General features: G+C 35.1%; 25 protein-coding genes, 4 tRNA genes and 1 other RNA gene. 14 read left to right on the forward strand and 16 right to left on the reverse strand.

The features are described from left to right. Position 1: 1 nt before the first annotated feature. The 5 genes from ACKPCA_RS11580 (at position 2) to miaA (ending at position 5,814) form a co-directional block, all read left to right on the forward strand. Positions 2–2,554, forward strand: a complete 2,553-nt coding sequence (locus ACKPCA_RS11580; protein WP_321279245.1) for a bifunctional aconitate hydratase 2/2-methylisocitrate dehydratase — start codon at positions 2–4, stop codon at positions 2,552–2,554. Between the two features lie 175 nt (positions 2,555–2,729). Beyond that, positions 2,730–3,035 carry a DUF2752 domain-containing protein gene (locus ACKPCA_RS11585; RefSeq protein ID WP_407660165.1) on the forward strand — a complete coding sequence of 102 codons (306 nt, stop codon included), beginning with the start codon at positions 2,730–2,732 and terminating at the stop codon, positions 3,033–3,035. Between the two features lie 109 nt (positions 3,036–3,144). Beyond that, positions 3,145–4,209: an acyl-CoA reductase gene (locus ACKPCA_RS11590; RefSeq protein WP_321279246.1), complete on the forward strand. Its 1,065-nt coding sequence runs from the start codon at positions 3,145–3,147 to the stop codon at positions 4,207–4,209. A gap of 13 nt (positions 4,210–4,222) precedes the next feature. Next, positions 4,223–4,798: an IS1096 element passenger TnpR family protein gene (locus ACKPCA_RS11595; protein ID WP_321279247.1), complete on the forward strand. Its 576-nt coding sequence runs from the start codon at positions 4,223–4,225 to the stop codon at positions 4,796–4,798. Positions 4,799–4,911: 113 nt separating this feature from the next. Beyond that, on the forward strand, positions 4,912–5,814 hold the full coding sequence (gene miaA / locus ACKPCA_RS11600) for a tRNA (adenosine(37)-N6)-dimethylallyltransferase MiaA (protein ID WP_321279248.1): 903 nt from the start codon (positions 4,912–4,914) through the stop codon (positions 5,812–5,814). Between the two features lie 34 nt (positions 5,815–5,848). Here miaA and ACKPCA_RS11605 read toward each other — a convergent pair whose 3' ends face one another. The 4 genes from ACKPCA_RS11605 to ACKPCA_RS11620 form a co-directional block, all read right to left on the reverse strand. Further along, positions 5,849–6,805: a glycosyltransferase gene (locus ACKPCA_RS11605; protein ID WP_321279249.1), complete on the reverse strand. Its 957-nt coding sequence runs from the start codon at positions 6,803–6,805 to the stop codon at positions 5,849–5,851. Positions 6,806–6,863: 58 nt separating this feature from the next. Further along, positions 6,864–7,640 carry a class I SAM-dependent methyltransferase gene (locus tag ACKPCA_RS11610; RefSeq protein WP_321279250.1) on the reverse strand — a complete coding sequence of 259 codons (777 nt, stop codon included), beginning with the start codon at positions 7,638–7,640 and terminating at the stop codon, positions 6,864–6,866. A gap of 80 nt (positions 7,641–7,720) precedes the next feature. Next, positions 7,721–8,668: a glycosyltransferase family 2 protein gene (locus ACKPCA_RS11615; protein WP_321279251.1), complete on the reverse strand. Its 948-nt coding sequence runs from the start codon at positions 8,666–8,668 to the stop codon at positions 7,721–7,723. 9 nt (positions 8,669–8,677) lie between these two features. After that, positions 8,678–9,235: a DUF4199 domain-containing protein gene (locus tag ACKPCA_RS11620; protein ID WP_054716082.1), complete on the reverse strand. Its 558-nt coding sequence runs from the start codon at positions 9,233–9,235 to the stop codon at positions 8,678–8,680. 252 nt (positions 9,236–9,487) lie between these two features. Between ACKPCA_RS11620 and ffs the strand changes: the two genes are divergently transcribed. From ffs to ACKPCA_RS11655, 7 genes are all read left to right on the forward strand, one after another. Further along, positions 9,488–9,586, forward strand: an RNA gene (ffs, locus tag ACKPCA_RS11625) — signal recognition particle sRNA small type. Between the two features lie 27 nt (positions 9,587–9,613). Continuing rightward, a tRNA-Thr gene (locus ACKPCA_RS11630) sits at positions 9,614–9,690 on the forward strand. A 65-nt stretch (positions 9,691–9,755) separates the two neighbouring features. After that, positions 9,756–9,829, forward strand: a tRNA-Thr gene (locus tag ACKPCA_RS11635). A gap of 37 nt (positions 9,830–9,866) precedes the next feature. Then, positions 9,867–9,938: transfer RNA gene (locus ACKPCA_RS11640), tRNA-Thr, on the forward strand. Between the two features lie 10 nt (positions 9,939–9,948). Continuing rightward, a tRNA-Thr gene (locus ACKPCA_RS11645) sits at positions 9,949–10,022 on the forward strand. Positions 10,023–10,178: 156 nt separating this feature from the next. After that, positions 10,179–10,835, forward strand: coding sequence for a fructose-6-phosphate aldolase (gene fsa / locus ACKPCA_RS11650; RefSeq protein WP_321279252.1), 657 nt, complete (start codon positions 10,179–10,181; stop codon positions 10,833–10,835). Positions 10,836–11,000: 165 nt separating this feature from the next. Then, positions 11,001–11,612, forward strand: coding sequence for an L-threonylcarbamoyladenylate synthase (locus tag ACKPCA_RS11655; RefSeq protein ID WP_054716080.1), 612 nt, complete (start codon positions 11,001–11,003; stop codon positions 11,610–11,612). Positions 11,613–11,680: 68 nt separating this feature from the next. On the opposite strand, the gene ACKPCA_RS11660 is transcribed toward ACKPCA_RS11655, so the two are convergent. Continuing rightward, on the reverse strand, positions 11,681–11,956 hold the full coding sequence (locus ACKPCA_RS11660) for a hypothetical protein (protein WP_054716077.1): 276 nt from the start codon (positions 11,954–11,956) through the stop codon (positions 11,681–11,683). 472 nt (positions 11,957–12,428) lie between these two features. Here ACKPCA_RS11660 and ACKPCA_RS11665 point away from each other — a divergent pair, with 472 nt between their 5' ends. Continuing rightward, entirely contained in the window at positions 12,429–12,923 is a 495-nt protein-coding gene (locus ACKPCA_RS11665) for an SRPBCC family protein (RefSeq protein WP_321279253.1), read from the forward strand. Here ACKPCA_RS11665 and ACKPCA_RS11670 read toward each other — a convergent pair. The 9 genes from ACKPCA_RS11670 to ACKPCA_RS11710 form a co-directional block, all read right to left on the reverse strand. Next, complete coding sequence (locus tag ACKPCA_RS11670) at positions 12,880–14,328, reverse strand: TrkH family potassium uptake protein (RefSeq protein ID WP_321279254.1); 1,449 nt, start codon at positions 14,326–14,328, stop codon at positions 12,880–12,882. The two genes, ACKPCA_RS11665 and ACKPCA_RS11670, sit on opposite strands and share 44 nt — an antisense overlap. 60 nt (positions 14,329–14,388) lie before the next feature. Next, positions 14,389–15,807, reverse strand: coding sequence for a TrkH family potassium uptake protein (locus ACKPCA_RS11675; protein WP_321279255.1), 1,419 nt, complete (start codon positions 15,805–15,807; stop codon positions 14,389–14,391). Positions 15,808–15,911: 104 nt separating this feature from the next. Next, positions 15,912–17,252, reverse strand: a complete 1,341-nt coding sequence (trkA, locus tag ACKPCA_RS11680) for a Trk system potassium transporter TrkA (RefSeq protein WP_321279256.1) — start codon at positions 17,250–17,252, stop codon at positions 15,912–15,914. Between the two features lie 174 nt (positions 17,253–17,426). Next, the gene (locus ACKPCA_RS11685; RefSeq protein WP_321279257.1) at positions 17,427–19,502 is read right to left on the reverse strand and encodes a ComEC/Rec2 family competence protein; all 2,076 of its coding nucleotides are present in this window, start codon (positions 19,500–19,502) and stop codon (positions 17,427–17,429) included. Between the two features lie 120 nt (positions 19,503–19,622). Then, positions 19,623–20,642 carry a DUF6588 family protein gene (locus ACKPCA_RS11690; RefSeq protein ID WP_321279258.1) on the reverse strand — a complete coding sequence of 340 codons (1,020 nt, stop codon included), beginning with the start codon at positions 20,640–20,642 and terminating at the stop codon, positions 19,623–19,625. A gap of 175 nt (positions 20,643–20,817) precedes the next feature. Then, positions 20,818–21,372, reverse strand: a complete 555-nt coding sequence (gene def, locus ACKPCA_RS11695; RefSeq protein ID WP_321279259.1) for a peptide deformylase — start codon at positions 21,370–21,372, stop codon at positions 20,818–20,820. A gap of 30 nt (positions 21,373–21,402) precedes the next feature. After that, on the reverse strand, positions 21,403–21,825 hold the full coding sequence (ruvX, locus tag ACKPCA_RS11700) for a Holliday junction resolvase RuvX (protein WP_321279260.1): 423 nt from the start codon (positions 21,823–21,825) through the stop codon (positions 21,403–21,405). A gap of 97 nt (positions 21,826–21,922) precedes the next feature. Beyond that, on the reverse strand, positions 21,923–22,216 hold the full coding sequence (locus ACKPCA_RS11705; protein ID WP_321279261.1) for a hypothetical protein: 294 nt from the start codon (positions 22,214–22,216) through the stop codon (positions 21,923–21,925). A gap of 92 nt (positions 22,217–22,308) precedes the next feature. Further along, positions 22,309–23,082 (reverse strand): hypothetical protein, encoded by a 774-nt coding sequence (locus tag ACKPCA_RS11710; RefSeq protein ID WP_321279262.1) that lies wholly within the window; start codon positions 23,080–23,082, stop codon positions 22,309–22,311. Positions 23,083–23,239: 157 nt separating this feature from the next. Here ACKPCA_RS11710 and ACKPCA_RS11715 point away from each other — a divergent pair, with 157 nt between their 5' ends. Next, a complete protein-coding gene (locus ACKPCA_RS11715; RefSeq protein WP_321279263.1) occupies positions 23,240–24,505 on the forward strand; it encodes an LVIVD repeat-containing protein in 1,266 nt (421 codons plus the stop codon). Between the two features lie 50 nt (positions 24,506–24,555). Here the strand turns inward: ACKPCA_RS11715 and ACKPCA_RS11720 are convergent, their stop codons facing one another. Both ACKPCA_RS11720 and ACKPCA_RS11725 read right to left on the reverse strand, forming a co-directional pair. Further along, positions 24,556–25,104, reverse strand: coding sequence for a PepSY-associated TM helix domain-containing protein (locus ACKPCA_RS11720; RefSeq protein ID WP_321279264.1), 549 nt, complete (start codon positions 25,102–25,104; stop codon positions 24,556–24,558). Positions 25,105–25,504: 400 nt separating this feature from the next. Continuing rightward, complete coding sequence (locus ACKPCA_RS11725; RefSeq protein ID WP_321279265.1) at positions 25,505–26,722, reverse strand: ammonium transporter; 1,218 nt, start codon at positions 26,720–26,722, stop codon at positions 25,505–25,507. Positions 26,723–26,725 lie beyond the last annotated feature (3 nt).

Here is a 26,725-nt window from a genome sequence, read left to right on the forward strand (position 1 = left end):
AATGTTAGAACAATACCTAAAACATGAAGAGGCAAGGAATGCCAAAGGAATTCCAGCCTTACCCTTGAATGCTGAGCAGACTCAAGATTTATGTGCTTTGTTACAAAATCCTATTCAAGGAAAAGAAGATTTTTTACTTCACCTTTTTACTGAAAGAATTGCACCTGGTGTTGACGACTCAACTAAAGTTAAAGCTGAATTCTTAGGTCAAATTCTTAAAAACGAAGTATCAACTCCATTAATCGACAAGAAAAAAGCGATTGAAATTCTTGGAACAATGATGGGTGGTTACAATGTTCAGGTATTGGTAGAAGCATTGCAAAACGAAGAGTTAGCTATGGATGCTGCTGAAGCGCTTAAAGGCATTATTCTTGTTTACGATGCTTTCGAAACTATAGCTGAGCTATCTAAAACCAATGTTGCTGCCAAAAGCGTAATCGAATCTTGGGCAAATGCAGAATGGTTTACTTCTCGTGAAGAGTTACCAGAAGAAATCAAATTAAAAGTTTACAAAGTAGAAGGAGAAATCAACACTGATGACTTCTCTCCTGCTTCACAAGCATTTACTCGTCCTGATATTCCCTTGCATGCTTTGGCTATGGGAGCTGGTCGTTTCGAGGATGGTATCGAAACTATCGCTGGATGGAGAAAAGAAGGTCACAAAGTTGCTTTTGTAGGTGATGTTGTAGGTACAGGTTCTTCACGTAAATCAGCTGCCAACTCATTGTTATGGCACATTGGTGAAGATATTCCATGTGTTCCAAACAAACGCACAGCAGGTGTAGTAATTGGTGGTGCTATTGCTCCAATTTTTTACAACACTACTCAGGATTCAGGTGGATTACCAATCACAACCGATGTTTCTGTATTAAATACTGGTGATGAAATTATCATTAACAATGTAAAAGGTGAAATTACTCGTGATGGCGAGGTAGTTTGTACTTATACTTTAACTCCAGATACTCTAACTGATGAGTACAGAGCAGGAGGTCGTATTCCTTTGATTATTGGTAAAGCATTAACTGAAAAATCTCGTGCTTTATTAGGAATGCCTGCTACTGATATTTTTAAGGTAGCCAACAACCCTCAGCCAAAACCTAACCAAGGTTATACAATGGCTCAGAAAATTGTGGGTAAAGCTTGTGGTGTTGAAGGTGTATTGCCAGGAACGTCATGTGCACCAAAAATGACAACTGTAGGTTCTCAGGATACTACAGGTCCTATGACTCGCGACGAGATCAAAGAATTGGCTTGTTTGAAGTTCGAAGCTCCAATGTTTATGCAGTCGTTCTGTCACACTGCTGCTTATCCAAAAGCAACTGACGTGGCAATGCACAAAAGCATGCCTAAATTTATGGCAGATCGTAAAGGTGTACCATTGAAACAAGGTGATGGTGTAATTCACTCATGGTTGAACCGCTTATTGGTTCCTGATACTGTTGGTACAGGTGGTGACTCTCACACTCGTTTCCCATTGGGTATTTCATTCCCTGCAGGTTCTGGTTTGGTTGCTTTTGCTGGTGCATTAGGATTCATGCCACTAGATATGCCAGAATCAGTATTGGTTAAATTCAAAGGTAAGCTAAACCCAGGTATCACTTTACGTGATGTGGTAAATGCTATTCCATATTTCGCAATAAAGAACGGACAATTAACTGTTCCTAAGAAAAATAAAATCAACATTTTCAATGGTAAGATTATCGAGATGGAAGGTCTTGAAGACATTACTGTTGAGCAAGCATTCGAGTTAACTGATGCTACTGCTGAGCGTTCTGCTGCTGCTGGTTGTATTAAGTTATCAGAAGAACGTGTTGTAGAGTATGTAAAATCTAACGTTGCCTTGATGGAATCAATGATCAAAATGGGTTACGAAGATGCACAAACAATCCAAAACCGAATTGATGCTTGTAACGAGTGGTTGGCAAATCCAACATTGATCGAAAGAGATGAAAATGCAGAATATGCTGCTACAATCGAAATTGATCTTGCTGAAATTACTGAGCCAATCTTGTGTTGTCCGAACGATCCGGATGATGTAAAATTACTTTCTGAAGTTGCAAATACCGAAATTCAGGATGTATTCATCGGTTCATGTATGACTAACATTGGTCACTTCCGTGCTTGTGAAAAAGTTTGGAAAGGATCAACTCCATCTGATAAAGTAAGAACTTACATGGCACCTCCAACACGTATGGATGCTGCTGTATTGAAAGAAGAAGCTACTTTCTCAACTTTCTCTCAGTTAGGTGTTCGTGTTGAAACTCCAGGTTGTTCGCTTTGTATGGGTAACCAGTTGAGAGTACCAGATAATTCAACTGTATACTCTACTTCTACTCGTAACTTTAACAACCGTATGGGTACAGGAGCTCAGGTTTACCTGGGATCTGCTGAACTTGGTGCTGTTGTTTCAGTAATGGGTAAACTACCAACTCCAGCTGAGTATCTGGAAATGTACAAAGAGAAAATCCAGGAACACGAAGCTGAAGTATATAAATACATGCAGTTCGACGAAATGGATATGGAAGATGCTCTATACCAAAGAAGAGATCAATAATTAAATCTCAATATAATTGACAAAGCCGGTGCAAAAGCATCGGCTTTTTTCTTCCTTGTAGTTTAATTAAATTGCAGGCCTAATACCGATTTATTGCCTACCAAACCCTTTACTTGTAAGTAATCAATTGGTTTTATACCAAAATAAGCAACTTTTTAAAATAGCATAACAAAATATGTGGCAAGAATTTATTCAATGGCTTGAGAAATTACAAATTCCTTGTACGTTTCAAAAACATTGGGGAGTTTGTTGTCCAGGCTGCGGATTTCAATCTGCTTTAATAGAATTGTTAAAAGGCAACATCTGGGAATCTATTCATACCTATCCAGCACTAATTCCGATCATTATAACTATCCTTCTCTTCTTTATTCATCTAAAATTCAATTCAAAACTAACTGCTGTAACACTAAAATCATCCTTCTTTTTAAGTATTACTCTAATACTTTCCAACTACATCATTAAATTGATTTCCCAGAGTTAATCTCCTCCTTTTCCTACATAAAAGAATATTAAATAATTCCATACAATTCTTATATTTGCATCGATTCAAAAATAGACCAATAAAGGTCCTGTAAGCTACAAATATCAATATGAAGATTCAGGAAAGAATTAGTGCATTTGTTGAACTAGGTAAGTTCTTAAAGCAATTTTCAAAGGAAGAAATACAAATAACAAAGCACGAGTTAAACGCTCAATACTTTGAAGAATTTAAGGAATTACTAAACAGGGTTTCAAACGAAAACTTATGGTTCACTCCTAATCATGTTCGAGCTTCAATAAATGGTATTTGTCAATTCTTAACAGAAGAGAACTTAAACCAATGGCTCAAAAAATACCAGGTTTCAGAAAACAACACCAATAAAAATGTTGCTATAATTATGGCAGGAAATATTCCAATGGTTGGTTTTCACGATATGCTTTCAGTATTAATCTCAGGTCATACCTTTATTGGAAAATTGTCTGCCAAAGACAATCAATTGCTTGATTTCATTGCGAAACTATTGATTAACTTGAATCCAGAATTCGAAAATCTTATCCATTTTCAATCCGGACAACTAAGTGGTGAAACCAGCTTCGATGCAATTATAGCAACCGGAAGTAACAATTCGGCCAGATACTTTGACACTTATTTCTCGAAATACCCTAATATTATTAGAAGAAACAGAAACTCTGTTGCGGTAATATCAGGCAATGAAACCGAGGAAGAAATTAAAGCACTAGGCAATGATATCTTCCTGTATTTTGGTTTAGGATGCAGAAATGTATCAAAACTTTATATCCCTAAGGATTACGATATTACCAACTTACTTAAACATTGGGAAGATTATAAACACATCATCGATCACAGCAAATACGCTAACAACTACGATTACCAACGATCACTGCTGTTAATGAATAAAATTCAACATTACGACAATGGATTTTTGTTACTACAAGAGAATACAGAAATTGGATCGCCTGTAGGGGTTGTTTACTTTGAATATTATTCCGAACTTCAAGATATCGAACAAAAATTAAAGCTTGATTCTGAGTTGATTCAATGTATTGTTGCTTCGGATTTAGATGATGCCATTCCTTTTGGAAAAGCTCAGGAACCTCAATTATGGGACTACGCTGACAATGTAGATACAATGCAATTTTTAACAAATTTATAAGAGAACTTACACAATGATATACAGATTTAAAATAACATCTTCTGAGGTTGATGATTTCGAGAGAGAGATAGAGATTGGACATGAACAAACATGGTTGGATATGCACAATGCAATTCAAGAATCCGTTGGATATGATAGTTCTCAGATGGCCTCGTTTTACCAAATAGGTGCAGATGGACAAAGAGGTTTGGAAATTGCATTATTTGAAATGAATACCGAAGAAGATGACAACATGAATGTTGTTGCGATGGACGTTGCAATGATTCGTGAATTCTCATCAAAAGAAAATTCTGACTTAATTTACGTATTTGACTTTTTCTCTGACAGATATTTCAATGTTGAATTAATCGAAAAAGGAATTGCAAAATCAACTTCTGATTACCCTAAGTGCATTGTTAGCAAAGGAGAAGCGCCACAACAAATAATGATGGATGCTGAAAATTTTGCTGGCTTGGATTTAGGAAGCATGGATACTGGCGCTAAAAAAGTAGCACCAAAAACAGCCGATGATTACCTTGCTGATTTTGATGATGATTTTAACGAGGGTCCTGAATTTGAAAACCTTGATGATTACGAAGACATCCTTTAATCAATGAATAATTTTCAATGAATAATGAGTAATGTCTTGCGGTTTGATATCAAAGACTTTACTCATTATTTGTTGGTTGATACTCAATACACCAATTCTCATTTTTATACGCTATGCCAAAAACGTTAATTGTTATACTTGGCCCAACCGGAGTAGGTAAAACTGATTTAAGCATCAATATTGCCAAGCATTTTAACACCGAAATCTCTTCATCCGATAGCAGACAAGTATATCGCGAAATGCGTATTGGCACAGCAGTTCCTGAACCTGAGCAACTAGCGGCTGTTAAACATCATTTTATTCATACTCATTCCATACATGATTATTTCAGCTCATGGGAGTGTGAAAAACAAACATTGGCTTTGCTTGAAGATCTTCTCCAAGAAAAAGATCAGGTTTTATTGGTTGGAGGTAGTATGATGTATATCGATGCAGTATGCAATGGCATTGATGAAATTCCAACAATTGATCCAGAACTAAGAAAAGAAGTTTTTGAAAAGTATGAAAAAGAGGGATTGGAGTATATGCGAATGCAATTGAAACAACTCGATCCTGTATTTTACAATCAAGTGGATTTAAAGAATGCCAAAAGAGTTATCCATGCTGTTGAAATTTGCCTGATGGCAGGAAAACCTTATTCTGAATTGAGAACCAATTCGAGAAAACAAAGAGACTTTGATATCATTAAAATTGGATTAAATCGCGATCGCGAAGAACTTTACGATAGAATTAATCGAAGAGTAGATATCATGATTGAAGAAGGCTTAATTGAAGAGGCAAAATCGGTTTTTGAATACCGACACTATAACTCTCTAAATACAGTTGGATACAAAGAGCTCTTTGAACATTTCGAAGATAAAATCAGTTTAGAAAAAGCCATTGAACTGATCAAACGTAACTCCAGAAGATATGCTAAGCGGCAATTGTCCTGGTTTAGAAGAGATGATGAAATTCAATGGTTCCACCCTGATCAGGAAAAGGAGATTATCGAATATTTAGATAAGACTATTTCTTAAAATTCTTTGAGTAAACCGTGGTTCGAATTACGATTTACTCTTCATAAAACCCTTTCCCGAACACACCAAATTCATCTTTGCCCAGCACTTTGTGTTTCCACACAGCATCCATAAATCCAATGCCATAAGCAAAAAGCTGCACATAGCTTGCCGCCAATGCTTTAATACTAATTTTTAGCGATTTGGTTTTAGTCAATACATCAGCAAAAACAAGGAAAGTGTACAAGAGTACCGGAAAGGCAAAAAACCTATGCACAGCTGCTCCTAAAAGCAAAGCTCCTATTGTTCCCAACACAAAAAGAGATGGAAACAAGAAGAAAATTTTAAAGGTTTCGGGGTAATGTTTTGATATGATATAGCGAGTTTTTCCAAAGCCAAAAACCTGCTTGTAGAATTTCTTAAAAGAGATTCTTCGTTTGTGAAACACGTAAGCATCGCTTACCAATCGGGTTTCGAAGCCACGTTTAATAACCTCTATGGCAAATACCATATCTTCACCAGGATGCATTGTAGTAACAGGGAATCCTCCTGTATTTTCGTACACTGCTTTCGAAAATCCCAAATTAAAACTTCTTGGATGAAATTTATGAACCTGCTTCTTTCCTCCCCTTATTCCACCAGTAGTAAAAAAAGAAGTCATGGCATAGGAAACTGCTTTCTGAAAATCAGAAAAATCATCCATGGCTCCATCGGGCCCACCATAACAATCAACAAAATTTCCAGTCAATTCTTTATGAATGGTTTCCATATAATGAGCAGGCAGAATACAATCTGAATCAAAAAACAAGAAATAGTTCCCTTTTGCTTTGGCCAAACCATAATTTCGACCAATACTAGGACCCTGATTTTCTTTGTAATAGTATGAGATATTAATTCTATCAGCGTATGATTTACAAAGTTCCTCAGATTTTATCGAAGAACCATCTTCAACCACGACCAACTCAAATTCTTTATAAGTCTGAGCCGACAGACTATCAAGTAATTCTTTCATTTCATCCGGTCTATTGTACACCGGAATTATAATTGAAAATTGAATATCAGAATGCATTCTATAATTTTTGATTGAAGTAGAAAATTTCATTCACAGGTAATCGATATCTTTCCGCTACATCGGAAGGAAATTTCTTGGAATATTTGCTTTCCTTAACTGTAAAACCAGCTTTTTGTAATCGATTTGTATAATCTAAACCATACAATCTAACATGGTCCTTCTGGCGATACAATCTCTCCCTCTCCTTTGGATTGGTAATCGATGGATCCTCCTCTGTTTTTGGATTCTCGGTATCCATTGGCACCTGAAGAATCGCAAATCCATTTGGTTTTAGAATTCTATACAACTCGCTCATGGCTTTTGAGTCGCTTTCTACATGTTCCAACACATGGTTACAGATAACAACATCGAATGTATTCTCATCAAATGGAATTTCTTGCACATCGAAATGAACATCTGCAATTGGAGATTCCAAATCGCCTGTGGTATAGTCCAGGTTTGATTGTGCTTTAAATCTTTTATAAAAACACTGCTCTGGAGCAATGTGCAAAACCTTTAAGTTCCTGTTAAAAAAATCTGTCTCATTCTTAAGATACAACCACATTAATCGGTGCCTTTCCAAGGATAAACATTTTGGACACAAACAATTGTCTCTTCCTGTTTCTTTGGTGTATCCGTATGGTAAAAACTTTCTAAACTTACCACCACAAACCGGACATTCAACTTTATTTCCAATTAGAAAAACAGCAATAATTCGATTAATTAATAAACTGAGCCGAATTAAAAACGGACGAGGAAATATTTGTAGTAGTAATCTTATAACTCCTTTTATCATGAGTCGTTTGCTATAATTATCAACCAATAAATTTTATGAGTGTAAATTCATAACTCAACACTCATAACTTACAATTGCGTTTAGATTTCTTTTTCGATTTGGTAGGTATTTCTTTCCGATGAACTACGACTAACCAGTTCAGCAACAAAACCTGCCAAAAACAACTGAGTACCAATAATCATGGTAGCCAATGCAATGTAAAAATAAGGACTATCGGTTACCAAGGGTGCCTTAATTCCCTGGCTCATACTATAGATTTTTTGGAATCCAATCCAAGCAGATGCAAAGAATCCAACAAAAAACATGAGTGTACCCAACAAACCAAAAAAATGCATTGGTTTTTTACCAAACTTACTAATGAAGGTTATTGATAACAGGTCAAGAAATCCATTAATGAAACGATTCAAACCAAATTTGGTAACTCCATATTTTCGTTCCTGATGTTGCACAACCTTCTCAGTAATTCTAACAAAACCAGCTTGCTTAGCGAGAATTGGAATATACCTGTGCATTTCTCCATACACTTCTATACTCTTAATCACTTTGTTCTTGTAGGCTTTTAATCCACAATTAAAATCGTGCAATTTAATACCCGACATGGCACGAGCTGTTCTATTGAAAAACTTACTAGGAATGGTTTTTGAAATTGGATCGTATCTTTTTTGCTTCCAACCCGACACCAAATCAAAATCTTCTTCCTTTATCATGCGATACAATTCCGGAATTTCATCAGGAGAATCTTGCAAGTCTGCATCCATGGTAATCACAACCTCACCTTTTGCTAATTCAAACCCGCTAAAAAGCGCTGCCGATTTTCCGTAATTTCTACGAAATTTAATTCCACGTACTGCCGAATATTTCTTCTGTAACTTCTCAATTACCTCCCACGAAGTATCATTACTTCCATCATCGACCAAAATAATCTCATGACTGAAATTATTTTGGGTCATTACTCTATCAATCCATGCTACCAATTCGGGAATCGATTCATCCTCGTTAAACAAAGGAACTACAACTGAAATATCCATACCGTGTATTTATTGATTTTTTGAATTGTTAAATTTATCAATAGGACTGTTATTAAACAAATTTCTCTTTTGTCTAAAAAAGAATGCCACGATCAATGAAAAGAAAACTCCTGCCATAACCTTACCTAACCACTGACTGAATGCAAAAATACCAGGAGTAATTTTCCTGTAAAATGACATTAACAATTCTACCTGATCATCGTCATAACCAATCTCCACAAGCCCCTTCTCGGTAAAGTCAACTGCTTCCTTTAATATTCCTCCATCGAAATAACTCGCTAGAATATAGATATACATCGCATAAAAGGATGAAGCTACAGCAATCATTAAAGCACCAGTAACAAAAGCACGACCATATGAAATAACGCCAAATAGTACCTCATCACGATATTTTCTTACTCCAAAATATATTCCCAGAATAATTAGGCCTCTGTTTATAAACAAAAGTGTAGGATTGTAATTAATAGAAACACCTTTCCAGTAAAACGATAATGATGCCAATATTAATACGGCTCCCACCAAAGACCCAAATAAAAATGAGTGTTTAAATAAAGTTTTGTAGTACATTTTAATTCATTTGTGATTTTTCGAACACAAAGATATCCGTTTTTACGGTAATGTATCAATTAAAAAAGCTTAATTATTACAATCCGAAACAGCCGTTTTTACAGCAAGAACATAAATCTGAAAAATATTTGACATTTTTTTGAAAAATTATTTCTCTGAAAATAAATCTCTTGCTGCATTCCATGAAAAAATTGTAGGAAGAAGTTCCATATTTTATTTGCGGGGAAACAACTTTTTTCTACTTTTGTCGTCGGGTAAGCACTACGCGACCAGCTCCTACTGAATCCCCCCAGGGTCGGAAGGCAGCAAGGGTAAGTGGTTGTAGCGGTGCGACGTTGTTGCTTGCCCACTTTTTTATGCCTTTTAGGTTTAAAAAATGCCGATGTAGCTCAGCTGGCTAGAGCAGCTGATTTGTAATCAGCAGGTCGTGGGTTCGAGTCCCTCTATCGGCTCCATCAAAACAAAAAGAAAGTTTAACGACTTTCTTTCGTTCTTTAAAATATTTTTGCGAGTAGCAATTGCCGATGTAGCTCAGCTGGCTAGAGCAGCTGATTTGTAATCAGCAGGTCGTGGGTTCGAGTCCCTCTATCGGCTCTAATACTTAGTTACCCTAAGTTACAATTGTTACTTTGCCGTTGTAGCTCAGGGGTAGAGCGCTTCCTTGGTAAGGAAGAGGTCACGAGTTCAAATCTCGTCAATGGCTCAAAAAATTCGCCGATGTAGCTCAGCTGGCTAGAGCAGCTGATTTGTAATCAGCAGGTCGTGGGTTCGAGTCCCTCCATCGGCTCTTTTTTTATCTTTCCAGTTTTATTTTCGAATCAAATCGATACGAAATTATTTCACATCTCTTTTTTATTATCTGTTTAAACTTAATATAGCTTTGTTCTTCATAAGAATTTAGTGTATTTTCGTTTTCGACTTAAAACAAACTAAAAATCGTAAAATGAAGTTTTTTATTGACACAGCTAATCTTGATCAGATTAAAGAAGCACAAGATTTAGGAGTTCTTGACGGCGTAACTACCAACCCTTCTCTTATGGCTAAAGAGGGAATCAAAGGAGAAAAAAACATCAAACAACACTATGTTGATATTTGCGATATAGTTGATGGAGACGTTAGCGCAGAAGTTATAGCTACTGATTTTAACGGAATGATTTCTGAAGGAGAAGAGTTAGCAGCATTACATCCTCAGATTGTGGTTAAAGTTCCTTGCACCAAGGATGGTATAAAAGCTGTAAAATACCTAAGTTCAAAAGGCATTCGTACAAACTGTACTTTAATTTTCTCGGTAGGACAAGCATTACTGGCTGCAAAAGCTGGTGCTACCTATGTTTCTCCTTTCGTTGGAAGACTTGATGATATTTCAACAGACGGTATTGAGTTGATTCGTCAAATTGCGGACATGAATAATTACTATGGTTTTGATACACAGGTTTTAGCAGCTTCTATACGCCACACTATGCATATTATACAATGTGTTGAAGCTGGAGCTGATGTAGCAACATGCCCTTTAAATGCAATTACTGGTCTATTAAAGCATCCATTAACTGATAAAGGTTTAGAACAATTTTTAGCTGATTACAATAAATTGAACAGCTAATAATATTGAAATGAAATAATCAAAGGAGTGCAATAGCACTCCTTTTTTCTTTTATACATATTACAATTATACGCTTTGGACTGAAAATAAATAAGCTAAGATTGGATTGTGAATAAATAGAAACTTATATCTTTAAACCCCGAAATAACCCTTAACCACTACAAAATGCTCTTAAAATTGTATCCCGACAATCCCAATCACAGGGAGTTTCGGCAAATAGTTGAAGTACTTAAAGATGGTGGAATAATTATTTATCCCACAGATACTGTATATGCCATTGGATGTGATATCACTAACAACAAGGCAATACAGCGAATAGCTAAATTAAAAGGAACTACCGCAGAGAAAGGTAATTTTTCTCTTATCTGTAATAGCTTAAGTAATTTATCGGAGTACGCAAAAGTTGATAATTCTTCTTTTAAAATAATGAAGAAAAACTTACCGGGAGCCTTCACATTTATTCTTCCAGCTAGTAATAATGTTCCAAAATTATTTAAAAGTAAGAAGAAAACAGTAGGCATTAGAGTTCCTGATCATTATATTCCATTGCGAATTGTAGAAGAATTAGGTAATCCTATCATGACTACTTCCATTCACGATCCTGATGAAGTAATCGAGTATACTACAGATCCTGAATTAATCGACGAAAAATATAAAAAAGATGTCGACTTGATAATTGATGGAGGATACGGAAACAATACCGCATCAACAATCATAGATTGTACAAACGGAGAATTTGAAATTATCAGACCTGGAATTGGAGAGCTTATTTTTTGATTTGATATAAAAAGCAAAAATGCCGACAAGAATAACATTGTCGGCATTTTTTATACAAACCTATGAGACTATGCAACTTTTCCCGAAGATTTTAGTAGGCTTACACGTAAAACGATATGTCCTCCTGGTCTATTCCCAATAAATTCAGGGTAATATCCGGCATTCTCAAAATCAGTTTTTACCAAACGTATCAATTCGGTTGCCACATTTTCGAAATGATGAGTTACCACCATTTTTCCCTTACTAAAACTTTTTTCAAATTTTGTCAATACCTTATTTGACTCTTTTTTGTACTTCTCTATTTCTTTTTCAATTAAGTGATTATACTTTTCTATATGTTCCATGAGTTAAATTAAAGATTGTTTAAAATGTCTAGAAAATTTTGTTCTGTAAATATAACGTCATTGTTTACGAGACAGCCTTTAAAATGTTATATTTTCATGATTAATATTTACTTTTTTATGACAAAAGAAAAATACTCCTTGATTTACAACTTCCTATAAGTTTTTACGCCACCAAATAATTGATCGCTCATTGTATCACATCATTTTTATTCCAGAATCACAGTAACTGCCTTTCTCTAACTTTACGATAACAAAGTAGAGCTTCTAACTCTGTGCAATAATCTAATTTTTATTGAATCATTCTATGAACTTTTTCCTGCACAAAATGTTTTAATTATTGGAATATAAATCTATTCTGAAGAAAGTATTTTTTTGAACTTGGTTTCACAAGGAACTTCTTATTATAACCAATTGTTTATGCATAACTGCATCAATACAGAACACAAACAGTTATTAGCCAAAACTTTACTTTATGTCATTTTACCAGTTTTATAAAGAACAAATACTACACACAAGCATCGAAGAGCTTTGGGAATTTATTTCGTCACCAATCAATCTAAAAGAAATTACGCCCAAATACATGGGTTTCGATATAACTTCTGATTTAATAGAGAGAAAAATGTATCCGGGAATGATCATTCCTTACAAAGTAAGTCCGGTTTTAGGCATTAAAACCACTTGGGTAACAGAAATTACTCAGGTTCGTGATAACTGTTATTTTGTAGACGAACAACGTGTTGGCCCCTATTCCATATGGCACCACCAACACATCATTGAACCATTGCCCGATGGAGTTATCATGAAAGATATCATATCGTATCAACCTCCTTTAGGATTTTTAGGAGCTATTGCCAATAAGCTATTTATAAAATCGAAGTTGAATGAAATATTCGAATATCGAAGAAAAGTTTTAGATCTGAGGTTTAATGCTTCCAAAATGAAGGAGAAAATAACACCAACACCGTAAACAATTCTAATCTTCCCAACATCATTAGGAAAGAAAGAAACCATTTTGCCAAATCTGGTAATTGATGGAAATTTTCCATTGGACCAATTTCTCCAAAACCTGGTCCAATATTGCCTAAAGTTGTAGCTACAGCACTAAATGCCGAATAAATATCAGGAGTCCAAAATGACATTAAAACTGCCGACATCATAAATATCAGAATATAGAAGACAAAGAAGGCCAAAATGTTAGTAACAGTTCTTTGATCAACAACTTTTGAATTGTACCGAATAGGAATTACAGCATTCGGATGGACCAATCTTTTTAGTTCGTAAAAACTATTTTTAAAAAGCAATAAAATACGAACCACCTTAACTCCTCCACCTGTTGAGCCTGCTGATCCGCCAACAAAGAATAAAACGAAAATTAGCATGCCCAAAAATGGTGACCAAAGCAGATAATCTGCCGTTGCATAACCAGTTGTTGTAATAATAGAAACTACAGTAAACAGTGCATCTCTGAATGCTTGCTCACCTGTCACATTACCTGCTGCAATTAATCCAAGAGTTATTATAAAGGCAAAAAACAATACAACAAAGGTGTAAAACCTAAACTCCTCATCTCTGAAAACCTTGGTAAAACGCCCTGTTATCATTCCATATGAAAGTGTAAAGTTCGTACCTGCCACAAACATGAAAAAGGTAATTGTATACTGAATATATGGTGAAGTATAAAATCCTACACTTGCCTGTTTTGTAGAATATCCACCTGTAGCCATTGTTGTTAATGAGTGATTTATGGCATCAAAAAAACTCATTCCTCCCACATACAATAGAATTGTTTCCAATGCAGTAAAAAAGATATACAATCCCCAAAGGTTTCTTGCTGTTTCTTTAATTCGTGGAGTAAGCTTGTCTGGTGTAGGTCCTGGAACTTCAGCTGCAAATAACTCGCGTCCTCCAATACCTAAAGTTGGCAGAATGGCAAGAAACATAACGATAATTCCCATACCACCCATCCATTGAGTAAGCGATCTCCAAAACAGAATGCCATGAGGCAATTCCTCAATATTATTCAATATGGAGGACCCTGTAGTGGTAAAACCAGACATTGTCTCAAAAAATGCATCAGTTACAGAAGATATTGCACCGCTAAATAAATAGGGCAAACATCCAAACATGGAAAAAACAACCCAAACTAAGCTTACAATAATATACCCTTCTCTCTTACCTAAATCTTTTTTTACTCCTTTTGACGATAAATAACTAAATATTCCTACTGAAAAGGTTACTAATCCCGATTTTAAAAAAGCTGTGGTGTCATTTTCCTGATAGATTAATGAAACCAATAATGAAATGAAAAGAAAGAAACTTTCGCCAACCAAAAGCTTCCCTAGTATATTTAATATAACCTTAAATTTAATCACAGAATTTAGGATGAGATTTTAGCTAAAGATAAATGACAATTACTTGTTATAAAAATTTCCTTATCGATTCTTCCAAAAAGCAGGAACAAATATAATTAATAAGGTAAATAACTCTAAACGTCCTAGCAACATTAAAAACGAAAGTACCCATTTTGCTGCATTCGGTAGCATAGCAAAGTTGTCCACTGGCCCTACTTTTCCTAAACCAGGACCTATTCCCCCCATTGTAGTTGCAACTGCTCCCATGGCTGATATGAAATCTAATCCTAAAAATGCCAGTACGATGGTACTTGCAAAGAAAATGATAAAATACAATACTACGAAAGCTTGTATTTTAAATATAACATCCTTTCCAATTGCCTCATTATTATATCGAACGGGTATCACTGCTGAGGGATGAATCATCCTTTTAAACTCCAAAAAGCTATTTTTAAACAAAAGCAAATGACGAAGAATTTTTACTCCACCTGAAGTAGATCCAACACAAGCCCCTGTAAACATTAAACCAAAAATCAGCATCCACAGATAAGAAGGCCAGGCCGTATAATCAGCACTAACAAAACCTGTACTGGTAATCACAGATACTACCTGAAAAAGTGCATCGCGAAAAGAATGTTCCAAAGGTAAGTGATTTTTGAGTGTTAAGGTTAAGGTAATGATTGCTGTTATCAGCAGAATTAAGCCAAAATAAACTTTAAATTCCTGATTTTGAATCACCTTCTTCAAATTCCCTTTTATCGCAAAGTAATGAAGCGTAAAATTCACGCCAGCCAAAAACATAAAAAAGATAATTACATATTGAATGTATGTGGAATACCCCATAATACTATCATTCTTTGTAGAAAAACCTCCAGAAGCCAATGTCCCAAAAGAATGACAAACTGCATCAAATAATCCCATGTCTCCTAACATCAGGAAGATGATTTCCAAAGCAATTAAAAGCATGTAAATCCCCCACAATCTTTTGGCTGTTTCCTTAATTCGTGGGTGGAGTTTATCAACAGTAACTCCTGCTGCTTCAGCATTAAACATAGCCATTCCACCAAATCCAAAAATTGGTAAAATTGCAACGGTTAAAACCAAAATTCCCATTCCCCCTAAAAGGTGAGTAAGCGATCTCCAAAACAAGATACCATGTGGTAATGATTCTATATCACTAATTACCGATGCTCCTGTAGTAGTAAAGCCCGATATGGTTTCAAAAAAAGCATTGGTATACGAAGGAACATACGATCCAATCCAATATGGTAGTGCTCCAAAAATCGAAAAAAACACCCAAACCAAACTTACCACAAGAAAAGCTTCTCGTTTGTGAATTTCTGTTTTGTGGTTTTTTGTTATCAGAAAAAGAATTCCTCCTACAGCAATTGTAATAATAGCTGATTTCAGGAAACATCCCAAATCTCCTTCACAATAGAAAAATGCCATCAGTGCACAAAGAATCATAAAGACTGATTCAATTAGAGCTAACACTGACATTAAATAAAAAACATATTTTAAATTCATAGCCCCAAGAAAAACCCTTATCTACAAGAAGATGAGTTATTAACAAAGAAAGAGCTTTTACAAGCTCTTTTAATATCCTATTTAAAAAATTTCTCTACTTTTTTGATGGCTGAAGGTAAAGTAAATACAACCACTTTATCATTAGCCATAATTTGAGTGTCTCCTGTTGCAATAATACTTTCATCATCGCGAATGATTCCTCCAATATTGGCATCATTTGGAAAATCTAAATCTTTTAATTCAGCTTTGGTTATTTTAGATCCTTCTTTTGCGGTAAGCTCCATTACCTCAGCATCTGAAACTGTAAGCCATTTGCAATGCTGAACATCAGCATCCATGGTGAAACGATAAATATAACTTGCTGCAAGAAGTTTTTTGTTAATCATGGTTCCCACTCCAATATTATCGGCAAGATCTATATAATCGATATTTTCAACTTCGGCAATGGTTCTTCGAACACCCATTTTCTTAGCAAGCAAACAGGCTAGAATATTGGTTTCTGAGTTTCCTGTTACTGCGACAAATGCATCCATTTTATGAATCCCTTCTTCTTTTAGCAATTCTTTATCACGGCCATCGCCATTAATCACCAAGGTATCTTGTAAACTATCGGCTAGTTTTAAACTTTTTTCCTTGTCAATTTCCAAAAGTTTCAGATTCATTTTTCGGCCCAACTCCATAGCAGTCTTTTGTCCTATTCTGCTGCCTCCAAGAATCATGGCATTCTTCACTTCGTACTTTTGTTTTCCCGCCAAGAGCATTACTTTTTCGATACTCTCAGGCTTACTTACTACGAAAACCAAATCTCCCCTAGAGAATCTATTATGACCTCTAGGGATAATAGTTGCATCCTCACGTTTAATTGCTACAGCACGAAAGTCAACATCACTAGTCATTTGAGCCACTTCGGCCATGGTTTTATCCATTATAATAGACTTACTGCTGATTTTGATTCCGTATAACAAAAGTTTTCCGCCTGAAAATTCATACATCTGACGAGTACCAGAACGAGATAAATAGCTTATTACCTCTTTTGCAGCTAGTTTTTCAGGATAAATCAATTCATCGATTCCTAAACTTTGTAGGTATTCTTTGTTTTCAGGAGTTAAATACTCTTGATTGTCGATACGTGCAATTGTTTTTATTGCTCCTAATTTCTTGGCTAGAATTGTGGAAGTAATATTTGTAGTTTCGGATTGCGTTACTGCAATAAACAAATCTGCTTTCTTAACGCTTGCTTCCTTCAAATCCTTCAACGAAGAACTAGATCCCACAATGGTTAATAAATCCAAATGAGAATCAACTTCTTTCAATTTTTCTTCATCCTGATCCAATAAAATTATATCATGATCCTGATGACTTAACATCTTCGCCAAATGAGTTCCAACAGCTCCTGCACCGGCAATAACAATCTTCATATCTTTATTCCGTTAACTAATATTTTTGGAAAAATTCGAGGCAAATTAACACAATATCGAGCAAATTCGATAATAAATCGTTAAAAAAAATTAAAAAGCCAATCTCTCTAAATTACCAAATCAGAAATTAAAATCAAAAGCATTAATTGAATATTATATTTTTGTACACCAATACTATTTATACAAGGACAAATCAACAATAAAAGCTCCTCTATCCATTATAACAAATAGTTTACCCAAACTATCTACCTTAGTATTTTGTAATCGTTGTAAATCATTTTTATATACAGATCCATCAACCACAATTGTACAATTGATCTGATGTTTCATTAATTTTTCTGCCTTTTTCAACGCTGATTTCCTCATCAAAACAATATCAGGATGGAGATGATTAAAAAGCTCAACCGATAAGTCATTATACCTTTGGATAATTAGAATTTTACTTCCAGCAAATTCCCAAAAATCTACTTCTTGTATTGTGTCTGTTTGGAGTTTATCAAGGTGATTTTGAATTTGATAATTATTAGCCAAGAACTTCTGCTTCGACATTTCCATATTTTTATCGCACAGATAACTTACTTGATTTCCACTCCTAAATCCAATTAATGAATTCCCCCCAGCGTTAAAAACAATCAACTCCTGTTTTTTAGGTCGAAAATGATTTAAAAGTTCTGGTATCTGAAAAAAGACAAGTAAAATCAAAAAACTGTAAACAGCCATTTTTCTTCTTAAAATCACAACAAAAACCAAATTGATGATTAAAGCATACATCAATAAAACCTGAAATAAAGAAAAGCTAATGGAATGAATAACGGCTGCTGGCAGTTCATGTATCCAAACAATAATTTGGTTTAATATTTTAATTAGATGTTGAAGTATCCATCCCAGTATATTTGAAAGTATTTCAACCTGGGACAATATCAGCAATAAGGCGGATAGGTAAATTAGTATACCCGCCATTAAGATTACCACATAACCCGATAATAGAAAATAAGAAGGAAATTGATTGAAATAATAAATTGTTAAGGGAAAGGTTGCAATTTGTGCAGCTAATGCCACAGTTGTTAATTGCCATAACTTATTCAAAATAGGATTTCGGACAAAAAGCAACTTATCAAATTTGGGTTGAAAGAATACGATTCCTACAACTGCCAAGTATGAAAATTGAAATCCCACCGTGAATAACAAGTAAGGATTATAGAGCAATAGAAAAAAAGCCGACGCAGCAAGAGAATTAAAAACTCCTCCTTTTCGTTTCATTGCTTCACCAACAACAATGAAGCTAAACATGCAAGCTGCCCTCATTACTGAAGGCGATAATCCGGTTATCAAGGCATACAGCCAAAGAATGATTAAAAGAAGTAAACTACGAATCCACCGCCCATATTTTATTTTTAGTAAGAAACCCAATAGATAACTCATGATCAAATAAATGATTCCTACGTGTAGTCCCGATACTGCTAAAACATGCATAGCTCCAGCATCTGCCCAAGCTTTTCGCACTTCGGGATCGAGGCTTGTTTTGTATCCCAAGGTAAGAGCTGCCAAAATATCGAAACTTTCATTTTTAATTCCGTTATCACGATATATTTGCAAAAGCTGATCTCGCCACTTCCAAGCCAACGTGCGGACATTCATTCGATGATCTGTTGGCAGTTTAATCCAATTTGTGGGACTTACATAGGAGGTATATAAGATGTGACGCGTTTTTAAATATCCCGAGTAGTCAAATTCGTTAGGATTTCCTGCATTTTTAACACGCTCCACCTTAGAGTTGATTAACAATCGATCTCCAACATTCAACTGTTTTACTAAACTGTCCTTTTTAAAGTATAAAATGATATTGGCAGTCTCTTTAATAGTACTGTTCTTATTAACAGATTCTGTAATTCTTGCAACACACGAAAAAGTATTTGCCTTCTCAATCGCATTTTCAATTAATCTCAACTGATAAGCTTCGCATGAATCCATCTCACTCAAAAACATACTTTCCTGAACTACTTGGGTTCTAAAAACTCCTAAACAAGTAAACAGGACAAGCACTATTAAACCGAAAACAGGTCGCAATTGGTATGATTTTTTCAGTTTGGGGATCAACACAAACAAAATCATTAAAACAAAAACAAAGGAAATCAGAATAAGAGCCAACTTATTAGATATTTCAAGCAATTCGGCTATAAAAATTCCAACTATCAGAAAAAATAGAATTCGCAAAAAAGGATATTGTCGTAGTAGCTCCCGTAAATCCATGCAAATACATTTTATGGTTAATTGAATTTAAGAATTCCTACTCGAAAAAAAAAGTCCTTGCTAAAAAAAGCAAGGACTTATCTATTTATTATACAGAGCAATTGTGCTCATTAAGCTTCTCTATCTGAAGCTAAATGCTATACCTCCTGTAATTGTATTGTATTCCTGAATGGTATAATCACCAAAAATCTTAAAGAAGCCAAGATTTAATCTGGTACCAAGAGTTGCACGAACACCGCTGGCATCAAAATCAACGGATACTGGATCTACAACAGTTTCCTTTACAGTTGCACCAGTTCCTTCCAATGTATATTCCAAATCGTAAGAACCTTTGATATCAACATCCATTTTCGCAGTGTTATAACCAACTGCACCATAAAATTCGATCAACTTCAAGTTTACCGATGCAATCGCCTGAAATGTATATGCATTGGTTTTGAACTCCATCTTTTGTCCTGAACCATTTAATCCTGAATCTTCCTGAATATCATATTCAGAAGTTAAACGAGTATATGCTATTAATGCAGAAATATCAACTGGAGTTTTATCAATCTTTAACATTTTTGATAAACTCTTTTGAAGTCCAATACCAAACATTCCCACCTCTAAATCGGAAGATCCTACTTTAGGCAAGTATCTTACTTTTAAATCAGAATTAATTCCTGGAATACCAATACCAACTTGCAGGGTTGCAGAAGGAACAGCATTCATTGGCAAATCATCACCAATACCATCTGGCATAACAAAATTAGTCAACTTGACCTCTCCCATATCGGTTTTAATTCTCGCTTGAAGAGTTGTATTATTTTCTCCACCCATCAAGGTTTGAATTTTTGAAGAACCATTTGCCAAAGTAATGTTTGAATAATCACTTTCTATAAACTGAAATGTTTCATCCTTGCTTGGAACTTTGGCCAAATTGGCAACCAAGGTAATGTCAAAACCTAACTTTTTGTGGGTTTTGGCAGTTGAATACCAACCATTGTTCAATCCATACATAAAGCCTTTCGATACTGGATTCACATATTTTTCAGTCAACTTTGAAGCATCCTCGGTCCCTGCTAAAAGAAACTGTTCAATATCCTGTGATTTACCCAAAAATGGCGCAAACAAAATAAGTAGTAGAATTAATTTTTTCATAGTATATAGATTTTAATTAGTGGCTAAAACAATATCTGCTAATACGGAACAATGCAAAAATTGTTTAAATATTATTAATAATATCACAATTCGTCAGCTTATAAGAACTGATATAAGTCTATCCATTAATCCGTATGAACATTAAAAAACCCTACCGAATTGGTAGGGTAGTATATTATTTTGGAAGTGTAAATTTATATTTTGCTTTAAACTTTCCTTTTGATATTCCGGCAAGTTTTCCTCTTAAAAGTCGCTTTTTAATTGGAGCACAATGATCGGTAAACATGATTCCTTCCAGATGATCATACTCATGTTGAATTACTCTGGCAGCATAACCCGAATACTCTTCTTCATGAAACTCCCAATTTTCATCGTAGTATTCAATTTTAATTGTTTCTGGACGCTTCACATCTTCATTTAAACCAGGAATACTCAAACATCCTTCCGACATGGTCCATTCTTCTCCTGTACGCTCTGTTATTTTAGGATTGATGAACATCTTTTTAAAACCTTCCAATTCAGGTTCTTCCTCAGCAAAAGTTGAGCAGTCAATCACAAACATTCTAATCGACCTTCCTACTTGCGGAGCTGCTAGACCTACTCCATCAGCAAAATACATGGTTTGCCACATATCTGCTTTGAATTTTTCCAACTCAGGATAATCCTTGTCAATATCTTTGGCAACCTTTCTTAAGACAGGATGGCCATAAATCGTAATCGGTAATATCATTTTTATACTCTTATTTACTCTTTAAACAATCTAAAACAGGTTTCGTTTGGTTTCCATGTAAGATTGTAAAATTATCGTTGCACTCACTTTATCAATCATAGCTTTATCCTGACGTTGCTTCTTTTTTAAGCCACCATCAATCATCGTTTGAAATGCTATTTTTGAAGTAAATCGCTCATCAACCATTTCTATAGGGATATCCGGAAATTTTTTCTTCAATTTCCCTAAAAATGGTTTCAAATATTTCATTGATTCGCTATCCTCATTATTCAACTGCTTTGGATATCCTACCACAAAAAGTTCAACCTCTTCATTGGTCATGTATTTTTCCAGGTAATCAAGCAAATCTTTGGCTGCAACAGTATCCAATCCATTTGCTATTATTTGCAAAGGATCTGTAACCGCTAAACCAACTCTCTTTCTTCCGTAATCAATTGCTAATATTCGTGCCAACAGATATTATTTATACTAATTTTGAATTGCAAAGATATAAAATCCATTCAGACTTTTATCTGCTTGGCCAATTTTGGGTGGTTTTTAGAATGGTAAGTTAATTAGACTCCAAGTGAAAAATTTCATAGATCTCCTTTATCATCTCTTCTCTGTCTAATTCAAGTGCGCAAAAGGTATTATAAACTGAAACATAACAATCTTTTCCCAAGCTCAATTCATGCGCTTTAATTTCATCTGCAATATTTGCATTTAGCAAAGCCGTTTGGCCAATAATTACTGGAACAATATCGGTTTCATTTCTATGAAGGATATATAGACCTGGACGATTTTTAATCTCATCCAAATTTGAAAAAGGTCCTCGAAATGAAAAACGCCCAATTTGAATAGTCATATCAGTTCTTGTTTAAACAAAAAAATCAGGAAAACTCCTGATTTTGAAAGTAAGAATAATTACTTAAACAACTCGTATATGAGACAATATTTTTAGAATAATATTCCCAAATGAATGCTCAGGCGATTAAATTCCTCCCGTAAAATCTCTTTATCGGCAGTGTAATCGTTATACCATGTGAGTTTGTTTTTCTGGTATCGATAACCCAATCCCAGACTAAAACTTGTACTTCCTTTTCCACTAAAAACAACACCTATGCCCGGATTTATTAACCAGCCACCTTTGTTGTCCATCTCTTCACCATTGTTGTAGTAATAATTTGTATTTTCCCTATTTTCAAGTGCAAAAGAATAACCTGACTGACAAAACAGATACGTATTTAATCCTTTAATTTTATGATGGTAGCGAATATCCGTGAATAAAGGAATTTGGGTTTCTTCAAAGGTTTCTAAACCAATTCCACCTCCCAATGACAGGCCATTTTTAAAGAGGTAATTTGCCGAACACATCAAACTAAAAGGAGCCTCGTTTTCATTCCCATTGCTGCCAAGTAAAACTCCAAATTTAGCATCTATAAAAACTTTTTGATTTCCATTGGTAAGACTGTCTTGTTTAAACTTTGGCAATCTTTTCCTTTCGTAGCTTATTTCAGCAATGTCTTCCATATCAAACTTCCAGAAATTTTTATCCAGTGTTTTCAATTCAAGAAATTTACCAGGAACCTGTCTTACAATAGTTCCTTTTAATACATTGCCATTCTTAAGATGGACAACATCAATTCTTTTTTGTGCACTTAACTGAGTGGTTAGTAAAATACCAAACACAAACAAAAGGATCGGTTTTAATAATGGGCTTATAGTCTTCATAATTCTTCATATTGTTTCTCTTTTGATGGAACAAATCAAATTTGGTTGCGTCGCACTACAAATTAACTTTCAAAAACTTACACGCAACCTATATGATCCACGTGCATCTATAGGTTAGATTAAAAAAGTTAAAATCTAATCCCTAAATGCAATTCATATGAAAACAATAATTAAAACTTCATTGATACTATTCATAGGTGTATGCTTCTTCTCTTGTGATGACGACATTTCTCATGAGTATACCATTAATGAACCAGTGTATATGAGTACCGCCGATTTTAAAAATGCAGTAAAATCGGAAAGCTCAAGAAGTATGGAAGAAACAGGAAAAATATATTTCTATGGAGATTATATATTGGTAAATGAAAAATTCCAGGGCATCCATGTGATCAATAATTCCGATCCTTCCAATCCCGTTACCGAAAAATTTATTACCATTCCCGGAAATATTGATATGGCAGTAAAGGATAATATGCTCTATGCCGATTCATACACCGATTTGGTGGTTATCGATATCAGTAATATCAATCAGGTAACAGAAAGTAAACGATTTGACGATGTATTCTTTTACTGTTTGCCTCCAACAAACAATAATTACAGATATGGTGATATCGATCCTAAAAAAGGCATTGTTGTTGGTTGGGAAGTAAAACGTACCAGCGAAAAATATCAGGAACCTAGATATTACCCAATGTACGATTACATGGCAAATTCAGCAGCTGAGGCCAGTTCGAAAGCCAATGGTTCAAATATTGGCAAAGCTGGTTCCATGGCTCGATTCATGATCCAGGGAAATACCTTATATACACTAAAATCATCATATGCTTTAAATATCTACGACATAGCAAACTCAAACGAAGCAATATTTAGTGGTAGTTTAAATTTAGGATGGGGAATTGAAACAGTTTTTGCACACAACAATCATCTTTTCTTTGGTGCCAACCGGGGAATGTATATCTACGATATCAGCAATCCATTTGCACCTGAATATGTATCGGAATACTCACATTTTATGAGTTGTGATCCTGTGGTAGTTGAGGATGATTATGCCTACATAACGCTTCGTGCAGGAAATTGGTGTGGTCAAAATACGAGTCAGCTTGATGTTGTTGACATTAGCAATTTAAATACTCCAAGTCTTCTTAAATCGTATTCAATGACAAATCCATACGGATTGGGAATTGATGGTGATTTACTTTTTGTATGCGATGGTACAGCAGGTTTAAAAATCTATGACAAATCTGATCCATTGAACATTGCTGCAAATCATCTAAGTACATTTACCGATTTGACTCCTTACGATGTAATTCCATTGGGAAATATCCTGGTGGTAATTTCTCCTGAAGGATTACTCCAATACGATTATACTGACATTAACAACATTCAATTGCTTAGCTCCATAAAAATTAAAAGCGATGAATAAGAATCAAGAAAGGCTGCCTCACACGAAGCAGCCTTTCTTGTAATTTCTTTTTATAGGAAAAACCACAAAACAGAAGGAATAATTACACCGAGTAAAGCCAATTTCCAACCTCGTTTTTTAAAGCCATTTCTTCCTTTGGTGATTACCAAACCTGTGATACAGATCAGCAATACACAAATGGCAAAAATATCGGAATACCAAACCCAAGCATCACTTGCCGATTTGTGTAAATCGACCATTTGTCCTAAGATTGGACGTGTTCTGAAACTTTCAATTTGACCTTCTCCCGTAGATGGATTGATATAAGCATAAGCATTATCGAAATAGAGATTATATCCACCTCTTCTCCAAGCTGTTCCATTCAATTTTAGTTCAATACCTTGGTTTTTTAGAGCCTTTTGAAAAAACTCATCTGAAATAGCATCTTTATCTTTGGGTAAATCAAATTTTACATCCACAGCATCGTATACATAGTCACGCGGATCCCAGGAGTGACGATGATTCAAAGCAATTCCAGAAATTGAAAATGCCATTAATAGTCCAACATAAAAGTAAGAGAAATCTCTGTGCCAATTTCGAAGTTTCAAACTCCAGTTCATATTCTAAATCCTTTAATAAATTTTTATGGCTACAAAGAAAGAAAAAAGTACTCGATTCTAAATCATATATATTAGTGATTTTTAATTTAGAAATTAGGTTCATTACCAGGTGGTTTTCTATTCTATAATCGATTTAATATTGGATTATTTCATTTTTGCCACCTAGACTGGCAAACTTCCATTTAAACACTGTAAAGTACATTCACCAAAACTTTGAGACGACAACTGCATACACTTTGAGACAACAACTGCATGCACTTTGAGACATTGAGTGCATGTACTCTTAGGTGTTGAGTACTGGTACTCTTCATCTCAGTAAAAACTTTAATTAGGCATAAAAAAGAAAAAGGCTGTCCTTAGGGGCAGCCTAGTCTCCGAAAACTAAATTTAAAACAACAACTTACAATGCACCGTCATCATAAGCTTTTTCACCATGTAAAGAGGCATCTAATCCCAGATCTTCATCTTCAACTTTTACTTTTACAGGTGTGATGTAATTGATGATTGTTAACATCAAGTATGTAAACAAGAATGCATAAACTGCACTGATGATTACTGAAGCAATTTCTTTTCCAAAGAAAGCTACATTACCTTCTAAAAGTCCTGATTGAGTATTTACGGCTGTTGATGCAAAAACACCTAATAAAATAGTACCAAAAACACCACCCATACCGTGGACTCCCCATACATCAAGAGCATCATCCCATCCAAGCTTGTTTTTAAGATGCACAGCCATATAGCAAAGTGTACCGGCAGCAATACCAATTAGCATAGCAGCCCACAATGGAACAAATCCAGCGGCAGGAGTTATTGTAGCAAGACCAGCAACAGCACCAGTTAGTAAGCCTACAAATTTAGGTTTACCTTCTTTTTTCCATTCGATAATCAACCAGGTGATAGCAGCAAATGAAGCAGCGACGTCAGTATTAAGGAATGCAAGAGTTGTGATAGAATTTACATCCAATTCGCTACCGGCATTAAAACCATACCAACCAAACCATAAAAGACCGGTTCCGATAGCTACCAATGGAATACTATTTGGCGGTGATTGACGGTCACGACGTTTTCCAACATAAATTACAGAAGCTAAGGCTGCGAAACCAGCAGTTGCATGTACAACAACACCACCTGCAAAATCGAGAACACCCCATTGCGCAAGAATACCATTACCCCATACCATATGAACAAATGGATAATAAACAAACAGTTGCCATAGTACCAGGAAGATTAGGTACGCCTTAAATGTTACACGATTTACAAAAGCTCCGGTAATAAGGGCAGGTGTAATAATGGCAAACATCATTTGATAGGAAATGAAAATATACAGTGGGTATGTGCCATTTGGTCCAAACGGTGTATTAAAGTCGATGCCATTTAAAAAAGCAAGGTCAAGGTTACCGATGATACCACCTTCGCCACCACTGAAACAAAGAGAGTAACCAATAGCTACCCACATAATTGTGGTAATACCTAATGATACAAAAGTTTGCATCATTACACCAAGAATATTTCTTTTTCCAGCGAGACCGCCGTAAAAGAAAGCCAGCCCTGGTGTCATTAACATCACCAAACTGGTACATAAAATCATAAAGGTTGTTGAACCTGTATCAAAAATCATATC

It is taken from the genome of Marinifilum fragile (assembly GCF_963677365.1).
In the GTDB taxonomy this organism is placed as follows: Bacteria; Bacteroidota; Bacteroidia; order Bacteroidales; family Marinifilaceae; genus Marinifilum; species Marinifilum fragile.